We start from the raw sequence: 25210 nt of genomic DNA on the forward strand, positions 1-25210 counted from the left end.
GGCCGTTGACGGCAGCGGCGGCCGCGGTTTTCCCTGAGGTCAGCGCGCTGGCGAACACCAGCGTGAACAGCACGCGTCCGGACTTGCCGCCGGTCGCAGAGCTAAGTTGCATCATTATTATATTCCCACACGTCAAAAAGCCTGAAACATCATTGCTCTGTAATAAAGCGCTATCCGTTAGCCGCGCCGGCTGGCGCTCCGGATATGTAATTGAGAAGCATTCAACCATGGAGGAATGTAGTAGTAAATGTGGTTCAAAAGAAAAAGCGGGCTGCGCAATAGCGGCGGATTTGGCCGCCGGAGGCGGGTGGGAGTGTTTTTTATTTATCTGTTTTTTAAATGGTTTTGTTCATCGGCTTTTTCTGGCTGGCGTTAAGTGGGATTGAAGTGCCCGGCGCGAGTTTTGCCATTGACTACTACAGGGTCAGGCCTCAACATAAAAGAGAATGATTTGTATTTGTATTTTTACTGGCCACTGCGGCACAGGAGTAAAACGATGCCACTTCGCCCTCTATCCCGGGCCGACGGGCTGGTACTGGATGCGCTAACGGCCGGGTACGGCCAGACGCGCATTATTGATAATGTTTCGTTCTCGATCCCCGCAGGCCGGTTGACGGCGCTGGTGGGACCTAACGGTTCGGGCAAATCCACCCTGCTGATGACGCTCGCCCGGCTGCTGCAGCCGCAGGCGGGCTGCGTCTGGCTGGACGGCGAGCGCCTTCACCGGCAGCCAACGAAAGCGCTGGCGCGACGGCTGGCGATCCTGCCGCAGTCGCCCGCCGCGCCGGAAGGGCTGACGGTATTTGAGCTGGTTTCCCGCGGACGCTATCCGTGGCAGGGGCTGCTGCACCCGTGGCGCGACGCCGATGAAGAAGCCGTTAACCGGGCGCTGCGCCTTACCGGCACGGAAGCGCTGGCGCACCTGCCGGTGGAGAGTCTCTCCGGCGGCCAGCGCCAGCGCTGCTGGATTGCGATGGCGCTGGCCCAGCAGACCCCGGTGATCCTGCTCGATGAGCCTACCGCCTGGCTGGACCTGCGCTATCAGGTCGAGATCCTCGAGCTGCTGCGGGCCCTGACCCGCGACGGCGGGCGGACGATCGTCGTCGTGCTGCACGATCTCAACTTTGCGGTCAACTATGCCGATACGCTGCTGTTCCTCAGGCAGGGACGGCTGCTGGCGGCGGTGGGAGAGGGCGAACCCTGCACGCCGGAGATCGTCAGCGCGGCGTTCGACATTGAGGTGCAGGCGATGGTCAATCCGCAGACCGGCAAGCCCTTTTTTATCCCGTTCGGCGGAGGCCGGCCGTGAACGGCCGCGCCGCATCGGGGAGCCTCCTCCGGCTGCTGCTTATCTGCGCCCTGCTGGCGGGGGCCGCCGTGCTGCATCTCTCCACCGGGGCGCGGCACATTGCGCCGGGCACCGTTGTCCGGGCGCTGGTGGATTATCATCCCGCCGACTTTGAACAGCGCATCGTGGTGGCGCTGCGTCTGAATCGTCTGCTGGCCGCGCTGCTGGTGGGGGGAAGCCTGGGCATGGCCGGGCTGCTGCTGCAGACGCTGATCCGCAACCCGCTGGGCGAACCGCACATTCTCGGCCTTAACGCCGGCGCCTCCCTGGCGGTGGTCGGCGGCTCGGCGCTTGGCTTTCAGGCCCAGGGCCAGCCGCTGCTGGCCGCCCTCGGCGCCGCGCTGGTATTTTGCCTGGTGCTGGCGCTCTCCGGCGCCGGGCGCGGCGGCATCACGCCGCTGAAGGTCACCCTCTGCGGCGTGGCGCTGTCGGCCTTCGTCTCCTCCATCACGGCGGCCATTCTGCTGTTCGACGAGCAGACCCTGCTGGCGGTACGCACCTGGCTGGCGGGCGATCTCGCCGGCGTACGTCCGCAGACCTTAATTCACGCTGGAATGACGGCGCTGTGCGGCGCGGCGCTTGCGCTGGGGCTGGCCCCGCGTCTGAATGTGCTCGCGCTCGGCGACAGCGTCGCGGGCGGGCTGGGCATCAATTTGCGGCGCACGCGCCTGCTGGGGCTGCTGGCCGTTTCGCTGCTCTGCGGCGCGGCGGTGGCCGCTGCCGGTCCGGTCGGTTTTATCGGCCTGCTGGTACCGCACCTGATCCGTCGGCTGGGCGTGGAGGATCTGCGCGCGGCGGCGCTGCTGGCGATGCCGGTCGGGGCGCTGCTGCTGGTGCTCGCCGACTGGCTGGCGCGCATGCTGCTGGCCTCCCAGGAACTGGCCACCGGGGCGGTGACCGCGCTGGTCGGCGCGCCGCTGTTTATCCTGCTTGCCGCGAGGTGCGTTAAATGAGGCCGGCGCTGCAGCGGGCGGGCTTCCGGCCGCTGACGCTGTTCGGCAGGCGCATCCTGCTGCGCCCCGCCGCGCTGAAAACCGCCGCACTGCTGGCGGCAGCGCTGGCGGGACTGGCGCTGTGCGGCGTGCTGCTGGGCACCGTCTCCGTCCCGGCCGCGGCCATTTTTCGCGCCATCGCCCGCGGCGAAGCGCTGAGCGATCGGCAGTGGCTGATTATCGGCGAGCTGAGGCTCCCCCGGGTGCTGATGGCGATACTGTGCGGCGCCATGCTCGGTATGGCCGGCGCGGCGATGCAGAGCCTTGCCCGCAACGGCCTCGCCGACCCGGGACTTATCGGCGTCAAGGAGGGGGCCTGCATCGCGGTGCTGATCCTGGTGCTGTTTTTTCCGGCGGTGGACGCCGCCTGGCGGCCTCTGGCCGGGCTGGCGGGCGGGGCGGGCGTGACGCTGCTGGTCGTGGCCCTGGCCCGCGATCTGTCGCGGCCGCGCTTTATCCTTATCGGTATCGGCATTTCATGGCTGCTGGCGGCCGCCATCGGCATCTTCATGACCACCGCCGACGTGCGCGACGTGCAGACGGCAATGATGTGGCTGGCGGGCAGCCTGCAGGCGGCCAGCTGGCCGCTGCTGGCTATCGCGCTGGCGTGGGCGCTGCCGGCGGCGGCGGCGCTGCTGCTGACCGCCCGGGCGGCGGACGTCGCCCTGCTGGGCGAGCAGACTGCCGCCGGTCTCGGCGTGCGCCTCGTCCGCCTCACCTGGCTGCGGCTGTTTGCCACGGTGCTGCTGACGTCGGCCAGCGTCTCCTGCGTCGGTAGCCTGGGCTTCGTCGGGCTTATCGCCCCGCACGTCTCCCGGCTGCTGCTGCGGGGCGGGCAGACGGCGCTGCTCTGCGGCAGCGGCCTTACCGGCGCGCTGCTGGTGCTGGCGGCGGATAACCTCGGGCGGCTGCTGTTCGCGCCGCTGCAAATCCCGGCGGGGATCGTGATTGCCTTTGCCGGCGGCCCCTTTTTTCTGTTTCTGCTCTGGCGTCGCCGCGACGCGCTTTAAGGGAGGCGTTTTATGCGCTGGCTTACTCTGATGTTACTGATAACCGCCTGCGGGGCGACGGCGGCGGAGACCCGCAGCTTTACCGACGATCTCGGGCGCACGGTGCAGGTGCCGCTGCACCCGAAGCGCATCGTCTCAATGCACGATCTCGACATTACTATTCCGCTGCTCGAACTGGGGGTAACGCCCGTCGCCAGCCACGGGCGAACCCGGCCGGACGGCAGCCACTACCTGCGCGCCAGCGCCGCGCTGACCGGCGTTGATTTCGCCAACAGCGATATTCAGTTCATCGGCAGCACCGATATCGACCTGGAGGCCATCGCGGCGGCGAAGCCGGACCTGATCATTACCGAGCCGAACCGCAACGTGCCCGCCGATCGGCTGCAGAACATCGCTCCGACGGTCAGCATCGATCACCTGCAGGGCAGCGCGCCGCGTATTTACCAGCGGCTGGCGGATCTGACCGGGACGCAGGCGCGCCTCGCGGTGCTCGATTACCGCTACCGGGCGGAGATCCGCCAGCTCCGCACCCTGCTGGATACGTCGCGCATCAGCGTGTCGGTGATCCAGGCCAACGGCGGCAAGATAACCGTCCACCACAGCTACCACGCTCTAGGCCGGGCGCTGCGCGACGCGGGCTTTCGCTTTCCGCCGCTGGTCGAGGCGATCCCGGACGGCCAGCGCATCGACGTCAGCGCCGAGCGGCTGCCGGAGCTGGACGCCGACTACGTATTTGCTACCTGGCGTTCGGATACCGGCGGTAAGCCCGACGATGAGCTGAAGGCGATGGAGGCGGTGATGCCGGGCTGGTGCGACTTTATGCGGGCCTGCCGGCAGGGGCGCTACATTCTGCTGCCCCGGGAGGAGGTCATCTCCAACTCTTACGCGGCCCTCAGTCTGATGGTGGCGCAGATAACCTCCCATATTGCGGGCAGGCCGCAGCCGGAGGCGAAACCATGACCCCGAGGCCGCGCGGTAAAGCCGATCTGTTCGGCGAGCGCCTGCGGGCGCGGGCCGGGCAGCTGTCGCCGCGCCTGCTGGCGGTGGCAAACTATATCAATGACAACCGCGAGGCGGTGCTCGAGCGCACGGCGATGGAGATCGCCGCCGCCGCCGGCACCTCCGATGCGACAGTGGTGCGCGCCGTGCAGGCGCTGGGCTTCTCCGGGCTGCGGGAGCTTAAGCAGACCGTCGAGCGCTGGTTTGGCCCGACGGTGACCTCCTCGGAGAAGATGCGCTCGACGGTGAGCGCCCTCGCAACCGACGTCAATGCCAGCATAGATTTTGTCCTCGAAGGCCACCGCCGCGCCTGCGATGCGCTGAGTACGCCCCGCAACCGCAGCGCCGTGGCCCAGGCGGTGGCGCTGCTCGGGGAGGCGGGGCAGGTGGGCCTGTTCGGCATCGGCGCTTCCGGTATCCTCGCCGAGTACAGCGCCCGGCTGTTCAGCCGCATCGGCCTGCCCGCCTATGTGATGAACCGCACCGGCTTCAGCCTCGCCGAGCAGCTGCTGCGCATGCAGCGCGGTGACGTGCTGATCGTGATGGGACAAAAGTCGCCGCACCGCGAAGGGCTTACGACGCTGCGGGAGGCGAAGCGCCTCGGGATCCCGGCTATTCTGCTGACCCAGGCGGTGGACTCCCGCTTCAGCCAGGAGGCGCAGGTGGTGATCGAGGTACCGCGCGGCGGCGGCGATGGGCGCATGCCGCTCCACGGTACGGTGCTGGTATGCCTGGAGATGATTGTCCTGTCGGTCGCCGCCGCGGCGCCGCAGAAAACCCTGAAGTCGATGAAGCGGGTGAACGATCTGCACAAGGCGATAGGCCGCTCCGGCGGGCGAAGAGGGTAATGCGCGGGCCACTTGCGCCGCGGCGCGCGCTGAATTAGGGTGAAAAGACCTTTCCTCATTCAAGGTACGCTATGGCCTACACTTCGCCGCTGCTGGCGGCGCTTCCCGGTATTCGCCACGGTTTTCTCAACGCCGCCGAAACGGCGGCGTTTGATCGCGAACCGCTGGTAGACATTAAGCAGGTTCACGGCTGCGACATCCTGACGTTCCCCCACGTCCAGGCCGAACGCCCGCAGGCCGACGGCGTTTTTACCGAGATCGCGGGCCAGCCGCTGGGCGTTTATACCGCCGACTGCCTGCCGCTGCTGATGGCCAGCCGCGACGGCCGCTTTATCAGCTGCGTTCACGCCGGATGGCGCGGTGCGGCGCTGGGCATCGCCGAACGCGCCGTGGCGCGATTCGCGGAGCAGGGCGTGGCGGCGGCCGACGTTGTGGTGGCGATAGGTCCGCACATTCGCGCCTGCTGCTATGAGGTATCGGCCGCGTTTTACGCCCAGCTGCTGGCGACGCCCTCGGGCGCGCTGGCCGCGGCAAACCGCCAGTCGCTGTTTTTCAGCCGGCCGCAGCGGCCTACAGCCGGGAGTCCGGCGGCCAGGGAGGCGAATAGCCTGTGGTTTGACCTGGCCGCGTTTGCCGTACTGGCGCTCGAAAAGGCGGGCGTTCCGCGTGAAAATATCGACGTGCTGGCGCGCTGTACCTACTGTACGCCGGATGAAGCGCTGGGATCGTTTCGCCGCCGCACGCATTCCCCCGCAGAGAAGACCCAGCAGGTTTCATGGATTGTGAAACAGGGATAAAAAAACCGGCGAGAGCCGGTTTTGATATCAGATTTTGCAGGCGTCGCCGCAGTCGTCGTCCGCTTCGATCGCTTCAGCCTTTTTGTCGGCCTCCTGCTGGCGGGCTGCGTTGCGCTCTTCCGCCTCTTCCAGACCTGCAATCACCAGATTGTCGGGATCGATTTCCATTTTTTACCTGCCTGCTGTAGAGAGTGAATACCTACGTAGAATATAGCAAAAAAATCGTGGCGCATTCGCGGAGCGTGCCGCCATTACCCCGGTAGGTGATCGGCGCGGCGTTAAAATGCATATTCCAGCGCCAGGCGGTTCTGCCAGAAATTCTTGTCTGAGTTGGATGCCGTCTGTACACCTGCAAAGTCGGAGATGCTGAACCCTTTGAGAATTCCGCCAAAGCGCCAGGTGCCGTATACCAGATATTCAGATTGGTTGCGGCTACCGGCCCCGGCGACGGGCGTGAGATCCATAAAAGAGTAGCGGCTGCCGAGTGAAAGCTGTTCGCCCGCTTGCCAGTTGAGGTCGGTTGAATAGGCATTGCCGCTGCCTAAATCCTGGGTGCTGGTAAAAAAGGGCTGAGCGAAGTAGGGACCAGAAGCCGTATTATGGGCATAGGGTGTCACCAGTGAACCGTTACCATAGGAACTACCGCTCGCGGCAATATGATCATAATTAAGTGACCAGGCAAGAGTAGAGATAATATTCATGCTGAACTGAATACCATAACTGGTGCTATTCACCTCACCCGCCAGGGCCTTACCTTCGCTGACTCCGCGAATAAACTGTGCGCCTAATTTCGGCTGCCGATCGCTATTTAACCAGGAGAGAAAGCCATCGCTATAAAAAAGTTTTGTGTACTCATCATAGTTTTCATACCACAGTTGGCCGATGAGCTTCTTGTCGTTTATGTTAAGACTGCGACCGCCGCCAATCGCCCACATGCCGTTGGTTTTACCCTCGGCCTCGTCATAGGCGGTGGTTTTATGAAAATGTTCATCTCCCCATGACTTATAGCGCGTTATCCGCGTGGCATGGAGAAAATTTTCGCTGTCACCATAATTCATATCAATGCCGCGAAATAAAATCGGCGTAATGCGCCAGTCGTAGTCGCCAACAAAAGGAAGATTGATACGCTGGTTGCCTGCGGTAATGCTGAAATCCTCATCGCGCCAGCGTAAATAAGCCTCGCCGATAGCAGTTTGATTCGGCCCCAACTCACTGACCAGATGGTCGTTATCATGGTCAATGCCTCGCTGCAGTATGGCGCTGGTACCAAGGCTAAAGCCATAATAGTCTGCTGTGGTATAGTTGAGGCTTCCCCCGTAGCTGATCGTATCCTGACTGAGACCGGGTACAAAGTATGCGTTGTGCGTAGAGTAATAAAGGCTGCGAAGGTTACCGCTGACTGAGCCACAGGTAAACATTTCTGTCAGGGAGTTGGCTGTGCTATTTTTACACTCGTCGGTAATTGATATCGCCGCCATCGCCTGGGGGGCGAAGAATGTAGCGGGAATAAAGAAGGCGGCCAACTTTATCGGCATTGTTATTTGGTGTGTCTTCAATTTTTTATCCTCGTGAATAAGTAACATCAATAACCACTGTGCTTTATAATTGTCGGATTTGGATGAATGTAGGTTTTATTATTCTGTGGGTTTACGCTCAGGGAGTGCCAGCGGATTCGGAATCAGCGGTAACGTCTCGTGAATATCCCAGCCACGCAGCTTTCCGGGGTTGAGCAATCCGTTGGGATCAATACAATGCTTAACCGACACCACCTCTGGGCGGATGACACCTTGTTTGCCATCTTCGACGGCGACGACATGCGGATTGTTCACCTTGATATGATGCTCACGGAATATATCCATTATTTCATTCAGTCTGTCTGCCGTTGAATAGCGAACCAGCTGCAGTCCGCTGGCAGTAATATTACCCTCGACATCGCGCAAAAATTCAATGTGTGAAATAACCTCATCACCGAACAGCTCATGCATATGAGCAATCTGATTGCGATAATTATCAATAGAAAATGCGGTTTGCAGATAGGTCAGCGTACTGTCCACTTTCAGCGCATGCAGGGTGGTGTGATTCCAGCAATACTCCAGCAGCGATCTGCTGATGGGACGTGACTCATCTGTTTCCTGACGCAGCGCACTCTGTCCGCCGAATTGAGTAACAAGTGACGGGCACAGCACTTCGCTTTCTTCAGCGACGGCACTGATGACGGCATGCTGATGGGCCTGATAGTGATGTTTCAGATGGCTGAACCAGGCAGGAATGGGGGCCGCAAAGAGGGCCACCTGGCGCTTTATGAGGCCCGGGGAGCGGGTCAGTGCATTTGCATAATCCAGCGCCTGGCTGAAGGTATCAAATACGTCCAGACGTTCTGTCCACCGGTGGCACGGGGCGAGGGCCAGCTCCACCTCCAGAACAATACCGGTGGTTCCATAGGTATGGTGCAGGAGCAGGGCCTGTGGCGCGGGAATCGTCAACAGGCGAGGCTCGGCTTCGACGGTCATCACTCTGATGCTGAGCACGTTGCCGGCAGCCGCGAGGGGGCCGTAAGTGATTGAACCAATGCCGCCAAAGCCGCCGCTAAACAGTCCGCCCAGCGTAGCCTGACGATAAGTGGAGGGCATACAGCGCAGCTCCCAACCTGTCGCCCGCGCTGACTTTTCAATCTCGCCAAGCCTGATCCCGGTCTGCGCGCGCAGGATCCCTTCCCGCTGCTGGCAGATGTGGCTAAATCCGCTCATGTCCACCATAATCCCGCCCTGCAGCGGCACTAGCTGTCCGTAGTTGCCGGTCGCGGCACCCCGCATCATGAGCGGAAGCCCGTGAGCCACACAGGCAGATACCAGCTTTCTCAGTTCGCTCTCCGTACGCGGGCGTACAACGGCATCCGCCTGCTTTTCCTTCAGCTGCGCTTTCAGTATCGGGCTAAACCAGTGGAAATCCTGCGAAAAACGCTTAACTTTTGCCGGATGTAGCGTCCAGTCGAGTTCAGGCAGGCTTTCCTGAACACTTGCTACCGCAAGCTGCCGCTGATGCGCATCGGGCCAGGGTTCTTTCACGGTCATACTCCTTCTCATAGGGGGGAGGCTAGTGTGTTTGCGTAACTTCACTTTCGTGCCAGGCACGGAGCGCGCGGCGGGAGAGCCACGACATCGCCGCAAAGAGCACTATGCCTGCCAGTGAAATCAGTAATAAGGCGGCAAACATGAGCGGAATATTCAGTTGATATCCGGCCTGCAATATTTGATAGGCAAGGCCGGTATTATTTCCGCCGGTCCCCGCAACAAACTCCGCCACCACGGCACCAATCAGCGACAGGCCAGAGGAGATCCTTAGCGCGCCGAAAAAATAGGGCAGCGCAGAAGGGATCCTTAAACGCACTAAGGTCTGTAGGCGGGTGGCCCGGCTTAGTTTGAAATAGCTCAGCAAACCCGGAGAAATGCTTCTTAACCCCTGCGTGGTATTGGAGATGATAGGGAAGATAGCCATCAGCGTTGAGCACACGACCAGCGATAGCGTCGTGTCCTTCACCCAAATAATGATCAGCGGTGCGATAGCGACGATTGGCGTAACCTGCAAAAAGACGATATAGGGAAAGAAAGCCGTTTCAATAAACCTGTTCTGCACCAGAATAAAGGCAATTAAAACGCCGCTAACGGTTGCTAATGCAAACGAGAGGAGCGTGATTTTCAGCGTGAACACCAGAGATGTCAACAGCATTGCCATGTTGCTCCAGAGGCTTTCAAGCATGGCCTGCGGAGAAGGTACCAGAAAGGGAGGAATATTAAATGCGCTGATGGCAAATTGCCATATCAGCACCACGGCTATGGCAACCAGTACGGGGGAGAGTATTTTAAAGAAAAGGGGATGATTTACCCACGGCGTTGATTTTCTGGCGTTCATTTCTTTCCCTCGCAGAGTGACTGACTAGCCTGAAGCAGGCTGTCCTGCAGCTGTTTTGCATAGCGCGAAAATGTCGGACTGACGCGAAACGCGTCGTCGCGCGGATAGAGGGCATTGATGGGAATATCTTCAACGATTCGACCGGGTCTGGCGGCCATCATAATGACGCGCTGTGAAAGAAAGACGGCTTCATGTATGGAGTGAGTTACAAAAACGACGGTCAGTCCCTGCTCTCGCCACAGTTGCAGCAGGTCGCTGTCCAGTTTGTTGCGGGTAATTTCATCCAGAGCCCCAAAGGGTTCGTCCATTAGCAGCAATTTGGGACGGGTCACAAGCCCGCGGGCGATGGAGACGCGCATCTGCATACCGCCTGACAGCTCTCGTGGTAAAACACTGGCAAACTGCGCAAGACCAACCAGCTTAAGCACTTCCACGACCCGGGCGTCTGCTTCTTTACGCGCAACGCCGGCCAGATCGAGCGGCAGACGCACATTGTTGTGTACGTTGCTCCACGGCATGAGCGTCGCTTCCTGAAAGACAAAAGAGAGCGGCAGCGGCGCCTTTTCACTGCTATCGCGGCGCCACAGTAACAGCCTTCCGTCGCTTGGCTCAATTAAGCCTGCAACCATTTTCAGAAGCGTGCTTTTCCCGCATCCGGATGGGCCCAGCAGGGTAATAAACTCTCCCTGACGCACGGTAAGGTTTACCGGCAGCAGGGCCCGTGTGCCGTTGTGATAGGTCTTTTCTGCCGACAGTACTTCAATAACCGGTTCTGCCGCAGCAGGAACGGGCGGGGTCTCATTCAGCACGACAGAAGTTACCGCAGGGCTCATGGCATCACCTTCGCATCTTTTATTAAATCGAGGGTATAGGTCCGGGCGAACGGCACTTTATCGGCATCGATCAGCTTGTTTTGTACCAGCATATCCCAGGTCTTTTTCAGGCGGGCTTCTGCGATCGTGCCAATACCGCTGCTTTGCGCATCACCGCCGGTGACCAGGGCAAATTTCTTCATCTGCGCAATCCCAAAGGCTATCTGATCGGCGCCCATCTGTGGATTGGCTTTCTGGATCAGGGCGTTCCCCGCCGCCGGATCCTGCAAATACGCTTTCCATCCCTGCATCGAGGCCTTAATAAAAGCGGCGATAATGCGCGGGCGTTTTTTTACCGTATCGGCCATGCATATAATGGCGTTCCCGTAAGGCGGATAGCCCCAGTCGCTGAGCGGATAAACGTAGAACGGCTGGCCGCCTTTCGCGACGGCAAAGGGCTCGGAGGTGAGATAACCCTGCTGCACCAGGTTCTTGTCCGCCAGGAAGGGCTGTACGCTGAAGGTATAGGGCCGCACTTTGCTGGCGCTGAAGCCCAGTTCACTTTTGGCCCAGGGCCAGAAAGAGGTATAGGCTTCCGTCGCCAGCAGAAATGTTTTGTCCTTTAATGCCTGGGGCGTAGCAATCTTGTCATGGCTGATGAAAACGGTGGGTGAGTGCTGAAAGACGGTCGCCACTGTCACGGCGTGGATGCCCGCCTGCCAGGTTTCCAGCGCCTGCACGTTATCGCCGAGGGTGCAATCGGCCTGTCCAGCCGCCATCAACTGCATCACACTCACCTGCGGGCCGCCCATTTTAATGGTGACGTCAAGGCCAGCGCGTTGATACAGACCGGCTGCCTGCGCCTGGTAAAAACCGCCGTGCTCGGCTTGTGCATACCAGTTGGTCAGAAAGGTAAATTTTTCTTCGGCGTGCGCGTGGTTCGCAGCCGTAAAAAGCAGCAGGCCAGTTAAGGCGGGTGAAAATGTATTAATGATTTTCATGGCAGGCGGCCCCTTTTTATTCAGAAAGTAAGGATGATGTGGTGTTGACGAAACCGTTCCAGCGATCTTTTCCCCAGCTTGCTTCCCGGCGGACCACCCACTGCATATGGTGGACCTCGGTGATGGCCCTCGCCCAGCTTTCAGCCAGCGAATCAAGCAGCGCCTGGCCCTGTTCTGGCGTTGCCTGGGTGGGATCGCCAATCACGCCCGAAGGGCCAAAGTCATAGGCTGCCCACGCCGCTGCGGGACGTCCGGCTGATAAAGTCGGGCAGGGAAACTCAGGCGGGTAACTGGCCGCGGCGTACTCCATATGTACGCTCTCCGGCGCCAGGGCCAGCATCAGCGCCGTTTCACTGTGGCCTGCGTGCATCGCCAGCCTCTGCTCTTTTGCGCTGAGAAATTGATTCTCGATATTAGGGACCCGAAAGACATCGTGGGCTATCATGACCATATCACCGTGGCGCAGGCGCATTTCGCGTGCCGCTATCTGGAGGATCTGCGGTTGCCCGCCGTGGCCATTGATCATCAATAATTTGCGAAAACCGCAGCGGTACAGCGATTCGGCGATATCCAGCAGCGTGTGTAGTAGCGTTTCGCCACTTAGCGTCAGCGTACCGGGAAAGTGAAGGTGCTCGTCGGATTTGCCGTAGACGATAGGCGCAATAGCAAACGCAGGGATCTCTTCGGGCAGGCGGGCAAGAGCATGTCCTGCAACGCCGGAGGAGATAACGCTATCGACGGAGCAGGGCAGATGCGGCCCGTGCTGCTCAATAGCACCGGTCGGCAGTACAATTACCGTATTGGCCTTATCGGGCAGATCGGCGATCGCCGCCCAGCTCAAAAAGGGCAGAAAGCGTGCGGCAGGGAGATAACCGTTAATCATCGTACACCTCTCGACGTCATCATTGCGTCTCCAGCGGTAACCAGAGCGTGGCTTCAACCTCAATCAGTACCTCCGCACAGGGCAGCATTTCACTCACCTGGACTACCGTGGACACCGGCGACAGATCGGTAAAAAACAGTTTTCTGACGCGACTGTAGTAGGGAAAGTGGTCAAGGTTGCGAAAGTACTGCACCAGGCGGACGACATCATTCATTTTGCCGCCTTGCTCTTCCACGGTGCGGCGAACGATCTCCAGGACATACCAGCTTTGGGCGAGTATCGGCCCTTGCTTGATATCAGTGGAGAACTCCCCGCTTTCCCCCAGCAGACGGCGGGCGTCGTCGGGTATATCCCGAAAACCCCGCACAATTGTGGCGCTGTGCGGATCTACCGGGATGATCCCCGATAGAAATATGAAATCTCCGGCGCGTCGCCATGCGGAATATTGTGCGAGCGGTTGCCCTGCACCAGCATCAAGCGTCACTGCGTACCTCCTCACTCCAGATTCGTTGGCTGATAAATTTTCCTGCGCGGATGACCTGACGTGTCGCACTCCTGAGCGGCCAGGTGTGGCTGTCGCTGCCGGGAAAGATAACCAGGTTTGCTTCCTCTCCGGCGCTTAACGGCGAACCCGCGCGGCTGGAGCCAGACAGGGCATGGCGGTCACAAATAAGCCTGGACTGGCGATCGAAAGGGCTATCAAGCTGGGCGGTGAATAACGCGCAGGTCAGCGTATCAAGCGGGTCGTAGCTCCCCATTGGGCAAAACGCGTCCTGCACATTATCGCAGCCGAGCAGAACGGGAATACCGGCTGACTGGGCTTCCTTAATCAGCGTGATCCCGCGCGCGCGGGGCGTGCGCCCCGCTACCGCATCCTGCAGGAGTAGATTGGTCATCGGCAGTGCAATAAGCGTGACGCGGTGCGCGGCCAGCACCGACAGGATATCCTGCGCCAGCGAATACGGGCTGGCGGAAAGGGCGCAACCGTGGCTGCAGCAGATATGTCCCGGGAAGGCGTGGGTCGATAAATAGTTTGCCAGCCAGCGCAGTCCAATGGCGCCCGGGGTTAACTCTTCATCAATGTGTAAATCCAGATCCAGCCGCCAGCGCGCGGCGCAGGAAAGCAGATTGGTCATTGCCGCTTCATCCCAATTTGAGGAGTGCACAAAGGCGCCAAGCAGGCAGCAGGAGCCACTTTGCGCTACCCTCCGGGCAATGTCTTCGGCCGATTTCGGACTGGCAAAGAGCCCCAGCGGTACGAGAGCAACACGTTCGAACGTGCAGCCCGGATGCGACATATTTGCAAGTGCCTGCCACGCTGGAGGAACAGCGGCGTCATACCAGTCGATATGCGTCCGTAAATGGTTTACGCCGTTGGCCGCAGCCCAGCTGACGGCGCGCGCGGCGCGCTGGTGGAGATCCTGCGCTGTCCAGTACCGACGATCCTGCTGCAGGGTTTCAATCGCTGCCAGAAGCCCCGGACGGGACGGTCGAGAGCGGGAGAATGTGAACGTTTTATCCAGATGAGCGTGCGGCTCAATTAGCCCAGGCAGTACCAGGGCGCCATTGAGATCCCAGCCATCTGCCTGCCGCACTCGGGCAGGATGTACGGTCTGAATACGCCCATCCGCGATGTGAATATCGGCATTCACCGGACCGCCTGCGTGCTGTGGCCAACTTGAGGGCAGCGTCCAGGCGGGCAGACGCGCATTATGAAGCAGAGATATTGGCTGGTTATTATTCATGACATTCAACGTTCTCATCGCTAGCACCGCTCCACTATCGGGAGCGTTTTCCGTGCGCGGAAAAAGGAGGTCGCAGATAAAAATTTGTGACGCTCGCATCGAATACAGTGCCGGTAATGCTCCTGCAGACATTTGTTTTAAGGTGAAACGAAAGTTACCGTCAGCTAAAAACTACGGTATTGTGATAGTCACGTTGCGTCCAGCGCTTTGATTCGCACATCTCGTTGCAAAAAAGAGGGCACTACTACGATGTTCGCATTTTCGCGTTTTTTGCTTTATTACACTGAGGTGGCCAGGCAGGGATCGTTTCGCAAAGCCTCTGATGTTCTGCACGTGGCGGCCTCTTCCATTGATAGACAGATTCTGCGAGTGGAAAAAGAGCTGGGTATGCCACTTTTTGAACGTAACCCGAATGGTTTGCGCCTGACGGCAGCCGGAGAGCTCTTGCTGCATGCCGCAGATAACTGGAAAAAGGACTTTCATCGCGTCTGCGAACAGCTTGATGATTTGCGAGGCCTGAGAAGAGGGCATGTACGTATTGCGACCATTGATGCCGTCAATCGGCACTTCTTTTCCGCCATGCTCAGAGAGGTACACAGCGAATACCCCAATATCTCCTTCACGCTGACCACAATGCCTAATATTGATATCCAGCAGGCGCTGCTTTCCGGAGAGGCGGATTTTGGTATCCTGCTGAATCCGCAAAGCTCGAAAGAGCTGCAGGTCCGGGCATTTGTTGAGGTTAATCTCGGGATTGTTGTCCGCGCAGATCATCCGCTTGCCGGTAAGCAGGGGATTCGCTTCAATCAGTGCCTTGATTACCCCTTTATTATCCCTTCGGCACCGCTCATGCTATCCGGGCCTGTGGAAGCGTTACTTAATGTAAACAAAGGGTTAATAAAAGAGGCGGCGGTATCAAACAATATTCATATGATCCGGTCGCTGGTTAAAGAGGGGATAGGGATTGGGATCTTATGCTGGCTGGACATCATGGATGAGGTCGAAAACGGAGAACTGGTTTTCATTCCCCTTACCGACCCGCAGCTTCGTGAATTTACACTGGCGCTGTGCATCACTCCGGCACGTCAGCTATCGCTTGCGGCTTCAATGCTACTAAAAAGGCTCGAAATTCTCTTCTCACAAATTCAGCCGGGACAGTGATATCCGGCGACGGTGGCTATAGAGAGGATGAAATCGCGTTGATGGATAATGACGGGAAAGCGATTATTGAATGGTGCGTCCGAGTGGACTCGAACCACCGACCCCCACCATGTCAAGGTGGTGCTCTAACCAACTGAGCTACGGACGCACTGAAGATGGTGCGTTTAATTGGACTCGAACCAACGACCCCCACCATGTCAAGGTGGTGCTCTAACCAACTGAGCTATAAACGCAGAGATGGTGCGTTCAATTGGACTCGAACCAACGACCCCCACCATGTCAAGGTGGTGCTCTAACCAACTGAGCTATGAACGCACAACGGGGACGAATATTAGCGGCAGCTCGGGGAAGAGGCAAGAGGCAATCGCCACTTTTCTTTCTCAAATCACGCGATTGCGGAACTATTAGGCATATTGCTGCTAATTTGCTGATGTATCGGGCGTTTTTTGCCCACTTTTATTGCGCTTATTTTTTACTTTACCCGGGTGATAGCGATAATGGCGGCAGCGGCGGGCGATGCTGCGCTCGGGTTTATGATGTTTTTTTATGCACCACGTGCCGGCGGCGCTGTGCGTATTGCTATCCAATTGCCAGATAATCATTGTCCGGCGACGTTTTAACATAATGATAGAGCGCCGTCCGAAACCGGTTAATAAGATGAACGCTGCGCCTGTCCGGGTAGGCGTTCGTTATCATATAACAGATGCGTACCGGGGTTTCGCAGCTGAGCCGGTAGCGCTGAAGCGGAATAAAGCGGGATATCATCGCAATATTGCCGGACTGCACGATGGACCAGCTGGTTTCATCGCGCAAAAAGCGCGCAAGCAGAGTGCAGGAGTCAACCCTTATCCTTGGCTGCCTCTGCCCTGGCCAGATCATTTTGTGCCATGCGTCAAAGTCCTGTCCCCAGCTGTGATACACCTCGTGGCTGACGTCGAGCTCAGCGGGATCTATCTCTTTAACATCTTTCGGCTGTGCGCAGGGTTTGACGACGTAATACTTTTGCTGAAATACGGCTTCACAGGTGATATTCGGCAGCTCAATCTTTTCAGAAACAAAGGCGATATCCAGCTCGCGTTTGCGGACCAATTCATAGGCTTCACGCGTTTGATAGGTTTTGAGCGACAGGGAGAGCGCGGATTCCTCCTCGCAAAATAACCTACCGATATCGGCAATGATAGTTGTTCCAATACTATCAATAGCTGACACCGACAGATGGGACGCCGAGTCTTTTTGCAGATGATTTATCCGCGTATAAAATTCGACAAACTGCCTGGCAATGGGTAAAAACTCCTCACCCTTGCCGGTAAGCATAATGTTGCGCTTGCCTTTATTGCGGATCATCAGCTCAAATCCAAGCTGATTTTCCAGTTGTTTAATACGATTTGTGATAGTGGGCTGGGTACGGCAAAGGATCTCTGAGGCTTTGGTTAAGTTCATTGCATCACAGACGATGACAAACGTTTCCAGAAGGATATATTCCATAATTTCTCGCAGGGCAACTGGCAAATTTTATCGCTATGGATTAAAGAAAAAGGCCGCGTCCAGACAATATACGCGGCCAGTCCCGGGCAGGAAAGAGATTAGCAGGTCAGCGCCGTGAGTTGCCGCGTAATGTCGAGAAATGCCTCAATATCCTCTACCGAGTTACAGTGCAGCGGGGATACGCGCACCATGCCATCAAGACCGAAGGACTTCACCATCCGGTGCGAATAGAGGCTTGAACTTGAACGCTCATAGACGATGACGTTCTTTTTCTCATATTCACGTACCGCCACTTCACAGGAGAGATTATCAAAGGCAATGCCGATGATCAGGTCCCGTTCATCAAGATTGGGATTGTCGACGCAGACCTCCACGCCATTCATATTGCGCAGGCCGGGCGTTTTTTCGGTTCCGTTAAGCAGCGTATCCAGCAGTCCGCGCTCGTGTTCGGCAATACGGTTCATCCCGGCGACAAAAAGCGCTCTCCGGTCATCCTGCCCGTAGGCGGTTTTCATTCCCAGGGAGCACACGTAATCCACGATAGCCGTCAGGGCCGCATAGTGGGCCGGGGCCGGGCTGCCGAGCTCCCAGTCGGCGGCGGATTTTCCTGCCAGCTTATGGTGTGCCAGCGCCGCTACCCGGTCAGAAACGTAGGCAAGGCTGAAGCCCCTGACGCCAAAGAACTTATAGGGGGCAAAATTCATCGCATCAATATTGAGTTTCTGGACATCGAGCACGCCGTGGGGAGCATGCTGCACAGCATCAATAATGATATAGATGTCAGGATTAATTTCGCGCGCTCTTTTGACGATAGTTTCAATATCGTAGATATAACCTGAAATATTTGAGGCCGCCATAACGCTCAGAATAGCCGTCTCTTTATCAATTAATGATATGACCTCCTCGGCGTCCACGCCGCCGGTAAGCGGGTTGCTCCTGGCAACGCGCAGTTCACAGTGAGTGTACTGCGCATAGTAGCTGATGGCGTCAAACGCGGACGGATGCTCCAGAATGGATGTCACCATATTGCTGCCGTCGGCATTTTCAGAGATAACCCTCACCAGATCGAACATCAGCTGAGAGGCCGTATAGCCGGGATAAATGGCGCCGTCGGCGGCATTGAAGATAATGCGTGCATCCTGGCGACCGCACTCTTCGATCTCCTGCAAGTACAGCGCCATCTGATGATGTCTTTCTGAGCAATCCGGAATGGCATCAATTTCATGAAAAACCTGCTCTGCACGTTTTAGCCGAAAGGAACCGCCGGCATTATCAAAATAGAGCCTGGGTTTATCATGAATATCTTTATCAACATAATAAAACTGTTCTTTAATTTCCTGCATTTCCTGCGGGGTAAACATGGTGTAGCTGCGCATGATAATATCCTATTGATTGTCTTTAACAACTTTTACAGTGTCAGTATCTGATTCATCAGCCAGGGGCGCTGCATTTCTTTTATACAGATATACGGGTACGCCCAGGCCCATCAGAATAAGTGCATAGAGGGCAATGATTGGCTGATAAATAATGGTGGAAATAATGACAAACAGTCCACTGATTATGCCGACGATAGGCGTTATCGGGTACAGCGGGACTCTAAATGGGCGAGGGCAATCGGCCCATTTCTTTCTCAGGATAAATAATCCTACAAAGGTCAGGGTATAGAAGACCCAGATAACCAGAGAGCCAATATCGGTCAGCGTATTAAACTTCTTAAAGAACAGGATGCTACTTACCGAAGCGATTAAAATATAGATGCCACTGTTTACCGGCATTCCCGTTTTGCTACTCAGACGGGCAAACCAGGCACTGCACGGCAGCAGGTTGCGGATCGCGAGGGCATAGGGAATACGCCAGGCGGCGCGAGTAAAGCCGGTCATCGAACCCATAATCGAGACGACAATCCCGGCGGCAATCAGTTTACCGCCAAAATTGCCGAACAGCAGCGTCGCGACATCTCCGCCCGGGGTAGCAGAAGCCCCCAGCTGCGCCGGCGTCATGACTTTCAGATAGGCGATGTTAATAATCAGATAGACTGCGGTGACGGTCAGGATGCCAAAAATGATCGCTTTGGGTAAGTCGCGCCCCGGATTTCTCATTTCACCGGCAATGACGCTGGCATTACACCAGCCGTCGGTAGCGTATAATGTGGCCATAACGCTAATTGCCAGACCCTGCCAGAAGGGATGGCTTTCAGAGAGAATGGGCTCAAACTGAATTTTCAGCGGAGCATCATTAATAAACAGGCCACAAACGATGATTAATATAATGGGAATGAATTTAAGAACCGTTGCCGTGTTTTGAAAAAGACTTGCGGCGCTGTTGCCGAAATAGTTAATCAGCGTCATCAAAACCACTAACCCACAGGCCAGCGGAATGTTCATCTGCGGATCCAGCCCTAACAGCGCGCAGGCGGTCGTACCGAACACCACCGCCGCCGCCGCAATGCGAATGGGATAGAAGGCAACCATCTGGGACCAGGCGATCATATAGCCAAACACCCGGCTGTAGATCTTCTCCAGATAGGTCATCATACCGCCGGTTTCTGGGATAAGCGCGCCAATTTCAGCAAATACCAGCCCGCCGCACAGTCCCATAAAACAGCCAATAACCCAGGCCAGAAGCCCGAAGCTGGCAGAGCCGGTAGCGTCGAACACGGCCTGAGGTTTAAAAAATATGCCTGTACCAATGATTGTACCTACGATCATTGCCCAGGCATTGAAACAGGATACGTTACGTTCTAATTTATCCTTTGCCATAGTGTGTAACCTTTGAATTTGTTCATAATCGGATTTAAAAAATCAATAATGACTACAGGGATATTTAATGGCGTGGTAAATGAATATAAAAATTCATTATTACTATCTACAATATAAGTTTGATTTATATTATTAAAACTATCGTAATAACAAAGAGTTGGCGTGATTTTCTTTATCTGTAAAATATTTTTTGAAAAAATAAAATAAAGTTATTTATTCACGTGTGTTTAATAAAGAGTACACAAGTTGATATTTATCGATCTGGATCTCAGAATGGAAATAATAACATTGACCACAGTGAACTTTAAAGAAGAAAGCGCATTGCGAAGAATATAAAAAAGTGCCGCCCGATATGGGGCGGCTTAGGGCTTAGCGCGACGCCCGCGCCAGGATCGTCACCGACGGCTGGCGCTGAATGTAGCGCATCCGCAGCATCATCAGAATCGCCGCGCAGGTCAGGCCGATAATAAAGCCGGTCCAGAAGCCTGCGGGGCCCATGCGCGGCACCACCAGGTCGGTGAGCGCCAGAATATAGCCGCTCGGCAGCCCCAGCACCCAGTAGGCGGTGAAGGTAATGAAGAAGATCGAACGCGTGTCCTTATAGCCGCGCAGGATGCCGCTGCCCACCACCTGAATCGAATCGGAGATTTGATACAGTCCGGCCAGCAGCATCAGCTGCGAGGCGAGGGCAACCACCTGCGGGTTCTCGTTGTAGAGCATGGCGATGTGCTCGCGCAGCGCCACGGTAAAGATAGCGGTCAGTATCGCCATGCAGACAGCGACCCCCAGACCGGTGCGCGCGGCGGTCTGGGCCTCCAGCGTTGACCCCTGACCCAGCCGGAAGCCGACGCGGATGGTTACCGCCGCACCCAGCGACATCGGCAGAACGAACATCAGCGAGCTGAAGTTGAGGGCTATCTGGTGTCCCGCCACATCGACAATGCCCAGCGGCGACACCAGCAGTGCCACGACCGCAAACAGCGTCACTTCGAAAAACAGCGCCAGAGCGATAGGCAGGCCGAGCTGCACCAGGCGTTTCATTACCGCAAAATCAGGCCTGCGGGAGGCCTCCTGCGGGCGGATATCGCGCATGGAGCGGGCGCGCCTGACGTAGGAGAGCATGGCAATAAACATCACCCAGTACACCGCCGCCGTCGCCACGCCGCAGCCGACGCCGCCGAGGCGGGGCATACCGAAGTGGCCGTAGATAAAGATGTAGTTAACCGGAATATTCACCAGCAGGCCGAGAAAGCCCATCACCATCCCCGGCTTGGTTTTCGCCAGCCCCTCGCACTGGTTGCGCGCCACCTGAAAGCAGAGATAGCCCGGCGCGCCCCACAGCAGGCAGCGCAGGTAGCGCACGGCGATATCCGCCAGCTCCGGGTCGATGTCGTGCATTGAGCGGATGATATAGCCCGCGTTCCACAGCACCACCATCACCAGCACGGAGACAATAGACGCCAGCCAGAAGCCCTGGCACACCTGATGGGCGATGCGGTCGCGGCGCCCGGAGCCGTTAAGCTGGGCGACCACCGGCGTGAGGGCCAGCAGCAGGCCGTGGCCAAACAGGATGGCCGGCAGCCAGATAGAGGTGCCGATGGCGACGGCGGCCATGTCGGTTGCGCTGTAGCCGCCCGCCATGACCGTATCGACGAAGCCCATCGCCGTCTGGGCGATCTGCGCAAAGATCACCGGAATAGCCAGCGCAAGGAGCTGGCGCGCTTCAATAACGTACTTTTGCACGTAAACACCTATTTTGTTTGCATCTCGTTATTCGCCGGTTACGCCGGGGCGCGATATACGGGTGCAGCGTTATTGTTGAAGAGACTAAAAAAGCCGCCTTTACTGGCAGCAAGAAGAAAGAATCGGGGAAATTTGCCTATATTGTAGCGACTAATGGCTATTTAGCCAGCCAAAAAGTGGCACGTGATGCGGGCAGGTGGCAACAGATCCTGGCTCCTGCTATTGTGCGGAGTATAAAAGGCGGGATGGTTCCGCCCGGATGTTCAACAGGAGTTAATGATATGTTTACTGGTATCGTGCAGGGCACGGCGAAAATCGTGTCCGTTGATGAAAAGCCTAACTTTCGCACCCACGTGATCGAAATGCCGGCAGATATGCTGGACGGCATTGAAACCGGTGCCTCGGTGGCCCACAACGGCTGCTGCCTGACGGTGACCGACATTGACGGTAGCCGCGTCAGCTTCGATTTAATGAAAGAGACGCTGCGCATTACTAACCTCGGCGAACTGGCGGAAGGCGACGTGGTGAACGTGGAGCGCGCCGCGCGCTTCAGCGATGAGATTGGCGGCCATCTGATGTCCGGGCATATCATGACCACGGCGGAGGTGGCAAAAATCGTTACTTCGGAAAATAACCGCCAGATCTGGTTCAAGGTCCAGGACCCGTCGCTGATGAAATACATCCTCTATAAAGGATTTATCGGCATCGACGGCATCAGCCTGACCGTAGGGGAGGTGACCCCTACGCGGTTTTGCGTGCACCTGATCCCGGAAACAATCCAGCGCACCACGCTCGGCGCGAAAAAGCTTGGCGCGAAGGTGAATATTGAAATTGACCCGCAGACGCAGGCGGTGGTTGATACCGTTGAGCGCGTGCTGGCGGCGAAAGAGGCCGAGGCCGTTCGGCTTGCTCAGGAGGCCGCTGAGTAAAGGCGATAAAAAAAACCCCGGGGTCCGGGGTTTTTTTATTAGCGAGCGACCCGCAGACCGCCGCTGATGCCGCGCGAGAAAACCACCTGCCAGAGGTGAATATCGCGGGCGCGGAAGGCCCCGGCGCAGGCGTTCAGATAGTAGACGAACATCCGCTTAAAGCGTTCGCTGTAGTTGTCGGCAATTTCCGGCCAGCTTTGCAAGAAGCGCGTCAGCCAGGCCATCAGCGTGGTGTCGTAATCCGCGCCGATATTGTGCCAGTCCTCCATCACAAAATGGGGTTCGCTGGCGATGGCGATATGGCGTACTGACGGCAGGCAGCCGTTGGGGAAAATATATTTATTGATCCACGGATCGACATTATCGTCCGTTTTTTTCGAACCGATGGTGTGCAGCAGAAAGAGGCCGTCTGGCTTAAGGTTGCGATCAACGACATCAAAGTAGGTGGCGTAATTCTTAGGCCCGACGTGCTCGAACATGCCGACAGAAACGATGCGGTCAAACTGCTCGTTAAGATCGCGATAGTCCTGCAGCAGAATTTTGACATCAAGCCCTTCACAGCGCTGCTGGGCAAGCTTCTGCTGCTCTGCTGAGATGGTTACACCTTCGACGCTGACGCCGTAATTTTTTGCCATGTAGTACGCCAGCCCGCCCCAGCCGCAGCCGATATCCAGTACCCGCATACCCGGGGCCAGCTGCAGTTTGCGGCAAATCAGATCGAGTTTGGCTTCCTGAGCCTGTTCGAGCGTTTGCGCATCTTTCCAGTAGGCGCAGGAGTACTGCATATAAGGGTCGAGCATGCGGGTAAAGAGATCGTTACCGAGATCGTAGTGCTCTTTACCGACAATCCACGCGCGCTTTTTGCTCTGCAAATTGAAAATCCGCGCGCTGGCAATGCGCAGGGTATCTTTCAGATGATGCGGCAGCTGATCTTCAAGACCGGCGCGCAGGACCTTCTGGAAAAAGATATCCAGTCGTTCACACTCCCACCAGCCGTCCATGTAGCTCTCTCCCAGCCCGAGAGAACCCTCCTGCAGTACGCGCTTAAAAAAAAGCGGATTCTTGACCTGAATATCTGAAGGCGCCGGACCGTTGATGGTGATACCGGCGCGATTTAGCATTTCACTGGCTATTCGATACCAGTCGTCGTTAGGGACATTTACTTCTTCTATACACGATGAGCTCATAGCTTCTCCATCACGCGCTTGCGATCAGAACCTTAATTAGCGTAGACGCTTTTTGGAAATTGCGAGAGACATCACGGATTTCCGCGAGTATCGCAATCCGACGTTGAACAGAGGAAGGAGCAACCCTTACCGAAGGTCGTCCATGAAAATACAGCAGCCGTCCGGACTGCCGTTAATAGCTAATATTTATGATAATTATTTGAAGCCTGGATCAGTATAGGCCTCAAAAATGTGTGCTTCAACTGAAAAATCTTAGCATGCTAATCACCAACCATTCACATAGTCTCTGACGACACTAAGTATGCGATATTTTGCCTTCACCTGCGGGTGCTTCAGCCCTGGCGTCGCGCTGCATGCGGTAGCCCCAGCCGGCGAGCAGCGTCGTCGCCAGCATTACGCCGGTGGTGGTAAGCAGCGCGTTTGCGACCAGCGTCGAGACCACCAGGCTTGCGACGAAGCACAGGCCGAGCTGCAGCGTATTCTGCAGGGCCGCCGCGCGGCCTGTCGCCTGCGGAAAAGGGCGCAGGGCCTGAGCGACGACGATCGGGTAAATGGCGCCGTTGGCCATCGCCATCACGCAGAACGGCGCCAGCAGCGCCGTCAGGCTACCGTCAAACAGCCGCCCGGCGGCGAAGGTCGCGGCGACGCTGGCGCTGAAGGCGAGCAGCAGCCACGGCAGCATCTGCTGTCCCTGCCAGCGCTGCAGCGCCGCCCGGCAGCCGTAGCCGCCAACCAGGAACGCGATAGTCTGGGGAATATAGCTCAGGCCAATCGCCGTCGGACCGTAGCCCATGGCGTCGAGAATAAACGGCGAGCCGGTCAGCCAGGCAAAAAAGCTGGCCGAGCAGGCGGCGTACATCAGCACGTTGCCCCGGTAGCCGCGCGAGCGCAGCAGCGTCGCGAAGTTGAGCGTCTGCGTACTCGTCTGCACATTGCGCGCGACGGGCTTCAGGCGCAGAGCGGGGATCATCAGCAGCAGGGTGATGGCAAACAGCACCGCAAAAATGGCCTGCCACGCGAAATGATGCAGCAGCCAGCTGCCGAGCAGCGGCGCCAGGGCGGGGGAGAGGCCGACCAGCGGCATGATGGTGGCGAAGATGCGGTTGACCCGATGCGCCGGGTAGTAATCGGTCACCAGCGTCTGCCAGATAACGGTCGCGGCGCAGACGCCAATCGCCTGTATAAAACGCAGCGCCAGCAGGCTGGCGGCATCCCGCACCCACAGCATGCCGAGCGACGCGGCGGCAAACAGGGCGAGGCCGGTAAGCAGTACCGGCCTGCGGCCGTAGCGATCCGACAGCGGCCCCCATGCCAGCTGCGCAACGGCGAAACCCGCCAGAAACAGGCTCAGGCTGGCGCTAATGGCGGCGGCGGGCGCATTTAAGTCTTGCTGTATGGCGGCGAAGGCCGGCAGGTACATGTCGGTTGCCAGAAATCCCAGCACGCTCAGGCCCGCCAGCCAGCATAAAAAACCTCTTCCTGGTTGCATATCACGTCTCTTTTATTAAATGCAGGTGTTCAGGCAGCAGAGTGTAGGGAGTGCAATGCCGGTTGTGAAACGCTAATATTTGCGTACTGATTTCAAATTTTTTGCAGGCAGAC

The 25210-nt window shown here is 57.4% G+C and carries 22 protein-coding genes, 3 tRNA genes and 1 pseudogene; 8 read left to right on the top strand and 18 right to left on the bottom strand.

Annotated elements, in window-relative coordinates; translation table 11 throughout:
* Nucleotides 1-496 precede the first annotated feature (496 nt).
* From ENGE1_RS18620 to ENGE1_RS18645, 6 genes and pseudogenes are all read left to right on the top strand, one after another.
* Nucleotides 497-1309 carry an ABC transporter ATP-binding protein gene (locus ENGE1_RS18620; protein WP_048254685.1) on the top strand — a complete coding sequence of 271 codons (813 nt, stop codon included), beginning with the start codon at nucleotides 497-499 and terminating at the stop codon, nucleotides 1307-1309.
* A complete protein-coding gene (locus ENGE1_RS18625; protein ID WP_064360670.1) occupies nucleotides 1306-2301 on the top strand; it encodes a FecCD family ABC transporter permease in 996 nt (331 codons plus the stop codon). The genes ENGE1_RS18620 and ENGE1_RS18625 overlap by 4 nt, the downstream gene beginning before the upstream one ends.
* On the top strand, nucleotides 2298-3350 hold the full coding sequence (locus ENGE1_RS18630) for a FecCD family ABC transporter permease (RefSeq protein ID WP_043083624.1): 1053 nt from the start codon (nucleotides 2298-2300) through the stop codon (nucleotides 3348-3350). The genes ENGE1_RS18625 and ENGE1_RS18630 overlap by 4 nt, the downstream gene beginning before the upstream one ends.
* A gap of 12 nt (nucleotides 3351-3362) precedes the next feature.
* Entirely contained in the window at nucleotides 3363-4310 is a 948-nt protein-coding gene (locus ENGE1_RS18635; RefSeq protein ID WP_048254688.1) for an ABC transporter substrate-binding protein, read from the top strand.
* A pseudogene (locus ENGE1_RS18640) lies at nucleotides 4276-5197 on the top strand (MurR/RpiR family transcriptional regulator). The gene ENGE1_RS18635 and the pseudogene ENGE1_RS18640 overlap by 35 nt, the downstream one beginning before the upstream one ends.
* Nucleotides 5198-5268: 71 nt before the next feature.
* Complete coding sequence (locus ENGE1_RS18645; protein WP_048254691.1) at nucleotides 5269-5994, top strand: polyphenol oxidase family protein; 726 nt, start codon at nucleotides 5269-5271, stop codon at nucleotides 5992-5994.
* A 27-nt stretch (nucleotides 5995-6021) separates the two neighbouring features.
* Here the strand turns inward: ENGE1_RS18645 and ENGE1_RS28555 are convergent, their stop codons facing one another.
* The 9 genes from ENGE1_RS28555 to ENGE1_RS18685 form a co-directional block, all read right to left on the bottom strand.
* Nucleotides 6022-6162, bottom strand: coding sequence for a hypothetical protein (locus tag ENGE1_RS28555; RefSeq protein ID WP_086498344.1), 141 nt, complete (start codon nucleotides 6160-6162; stop codon nucleotides 6022-6024).
* A 110-nt stretch (nucleotides 6163-6272) separates the two neighbouring features.
* Entirely contained in the window at nucleotides 6273-7550 is a 1278-nt protein-coding gene (locus tag ENGE1_RS18650) for an OprD family outer membrane porin (protein ID WP_225823405.1), read from the bottom strand.
* Nucleotides 7551-7628: 78 nt separating this feature from the next.
* Entirely contained in the window at nucleotides 7629-9059 is a 1431-nt protein-coding gene (locus tag ENGE1_RS18655) for an FAD-binding oxidoreductase (protein ID WP_225823402.1), read from the bottom strand.
* 28 nt (nucleotides 9060-9087) lie between these two features.
* Complete coding sequence (locus ENGE1_RS18660; protein ID WP_048254696.1) at nucleotides 9088-9903, bottom strand: ABC transporter permease; 816 nt, start codon at nucleotides 9901-9903, stop codon at nucleotides 9088-9090.
* A complete protein-coding gene (locus ENGE1_RS18665) occupies nucleotides 9900-10736 on the bottom strand; it encodes an ABC transporter ATP-binding protein (protein WP_048254697.1) in 837 nt (278 codons plus the stop codon). Before ENGE1_RS18665 ends, ENGE1_RS18660 begins: the two co-directional genes overlap by 4 nt.
* Nucleotides 10733-11707: an ABC transporter substrate-binding protein gene (locus ENGE1_RS18670; RefSeq protein WP_371320926.1), complete on the bottom strand. Its 975-nt coding sequence runs from the start codon at nucleotides 11705-11707 to the stop codon at nucleotides 10733-10735. The genes ENGE1_RS18665 and ENGE1_RS18670 overlap by 4 nt, the downstream gene beginning before the upstream one ends.
* 25 nt (nucleotides 11708-11732) lie before the next feature.
* Nucleotides 11733-12599 (bottom strand): creatininase family protein, encoded by an 867-nt coding sequence (locus ENGE1_RS18675; RefSeq protein ID WP_048254700.1) that lies wholly within the window; start codon nucleotides 12597-12599, stop codon nucleotides 11733-11735.
* A 19-nt stretch (nucleotides 12600-12618) separates the two neighbouring features.
* Nucleotides 12619-13083: a RidA family protein gene (locus ENGE1_RS18680; protein ID WP_043083640.1), complete on the bottom strand. Its 465-nt coding sequence runs from the start codon at nucleotides 13081-13083 to the stop codon at nucleotides 12619-12621.
* On the bottom strand, nucleotides 13073-14353 hold the full coding sequence (locus tag ENGE1_RS18685) for an amidohydrolase family protein (RefSeq protein ID WP_225823568.1): 1281 nt from the start codon (nucleotides 14351-14353) through the stop codon (nucleotides 13073-13075). The genes ENGE1_RS18680 and ENGE1_RS18685 overlap by 11 nt, the downstream gene beginning before the upstream one ends.
* 240 nt (nucleotides 14354-14593) lie before the next feature.
* On the opposite strand from ENGE1_RS18685, the gene ENGE1_RS18690 reads away from it, so the two are divergent.
* Nucleotides 14594-15505: a LysR family transcriptional regulator gene (locus ENGE1_RS18690; protein ID WP_048254701.1), complete on the top strand. Its 912-nt coding sequence runs from the start codon at nucleotides 14594-14596 to the stop codon at nucleotides 15503-15505.
* A gap of 71 nt (nucleotides 15506-15576) precedes the next feature.
* Here the strand turns inward: ENGE1_RS18690 and ENGE1_RS18695 are convergent.
* The 7 genes from ENGE1_RS18695 to mdtK form a co-directional block, all read right to left on the bottom strand.
* Nucleotides 15577-15653 (bottom strand) — tRNA-Val (locus ENGE1_RS18695).
* A gap of 8 nt (nucleotides 15654-15661) precedes the next feature.
* Nucleotides 15662-15738, bottom strand: a tRNA-Val gene (locus ENGE1_RS18700).
* A gap of 5 nt (nucleotides 15739-15743) precedes the next feature.
* Nucleotides 15744-15820 (bottom strand) — tRNA-Val (locus ENGE1_RS18705).
* A 264-nt stretch (nucleotides 15821-16084) separates the two neighbouring features.
* Nucleotides 16085-16990, bottom strand: coding sequence for a LysR family transcriptional regulator (locus ENGE1_RS18710; RefSeq protein ID WP_043083646.1), 906 nt, complete (start codon nucleotides 16988-16990; stop codon nucleotides 16085-16087).
* A 98-nt stretch (nucleotides 16991-17088) separates the two neighbouring features.
* The gene (locus ENGE1_RS18715) at nucleotides 17089-18366 is read right to left on the bottom strand and encodes an aminotransferase class V-fold PLP-dependent enzyme (RefSeq protein ID WP_048254703.1); all 1278 of its coding nucleotides are present in this window, start codon (nucleotides 18364-18366) and stop codon (nucleotides 17089-17091) included.
* Nucleotides 18367-18375: 9 nt separating this feature from the next.
* Nucleotides 18376-19749 carry an APC family permease gene (locus ENGE1_RS18720; RefSeq protein ID WP_048254705.1) on the bottom strand — a complete coding sequence of 458 codons (1374 nt, stop codon included), beginning with the start codon at nucleotides 19747-19749 and terminating at the stop codon, nucleotides 18376-18378.
* A 369-nt stretch (nucleotides 19750-20118) separates the two neighbouring features.
* Nucleotides 20119-21492, bottom strand: coding sequence for an MdtK family multidrug efflux MATE transporter (gene mdtK / locus ENGE1_RS18725; protein WP_048254706.1), 1374 nt, complete (start codon nucleotides 21490-21492; stop codon nucleotides 20119-20121).
* A 281-nt stretch (nucleotides 21493-21773) separates the two neighbouring features.
* On the opposite strand from mdtK, the gene ENGE1_RS18730 reads away from it, so the two are divergent.
* Nucleotides 21774-22421: a riboflavin synthase gene (locus ENGE1_RS18730; protein WP_043083651.1), complete on the top strand. Its 648-nt coding sequence runs from the start codon at nucleotides 21774-21776 to the stop codon at nucleotides 22419-22421.
* Between the two features lie 38 nt (nucleotides 22422-22459).
* On the opposite strand, the gene cfa is transcribed toward ENGE1_RS18730, so the two are convergent.
* A complete protein-coding gene (cfa, locus tag ENGE1_RS18735; RefSeq protein ID WP_048254707.1) occupies nucleotides 22460-23608 on the bottom strand; it encodes a cyclopropane fatty acyl phospholipid synthase in 1149 nt (382 codons plus the stop codon).
* Nucleotides 23609-23903: 295 nt separating this feature from the next.
* Nucleotides 23904-25097, bottom strand: coding sequence for a purine nucleoside transporter PunC (punC, locus tag ENGE1_RS18740; protein WP_048254709.1), 1194 nt, complete (start codon nucleotides 25095-25097; stop codon nucleotides 23904-23906).
* Nucleotides 25098-25210: the final 113 nt, after the last annotated feature.

The organism is Pluralibacter gergoviae ATCC 33028 = NBRC 105706, from assembly GCF_001598855.1.
GTDB classification, from domain to species: Bacteria; Pseudomonadota; Gammaproteobacteria; order Enterobacterales; family Enterobacteriaceae; genus Pluralibacter; species Pluralibacter gergoviae.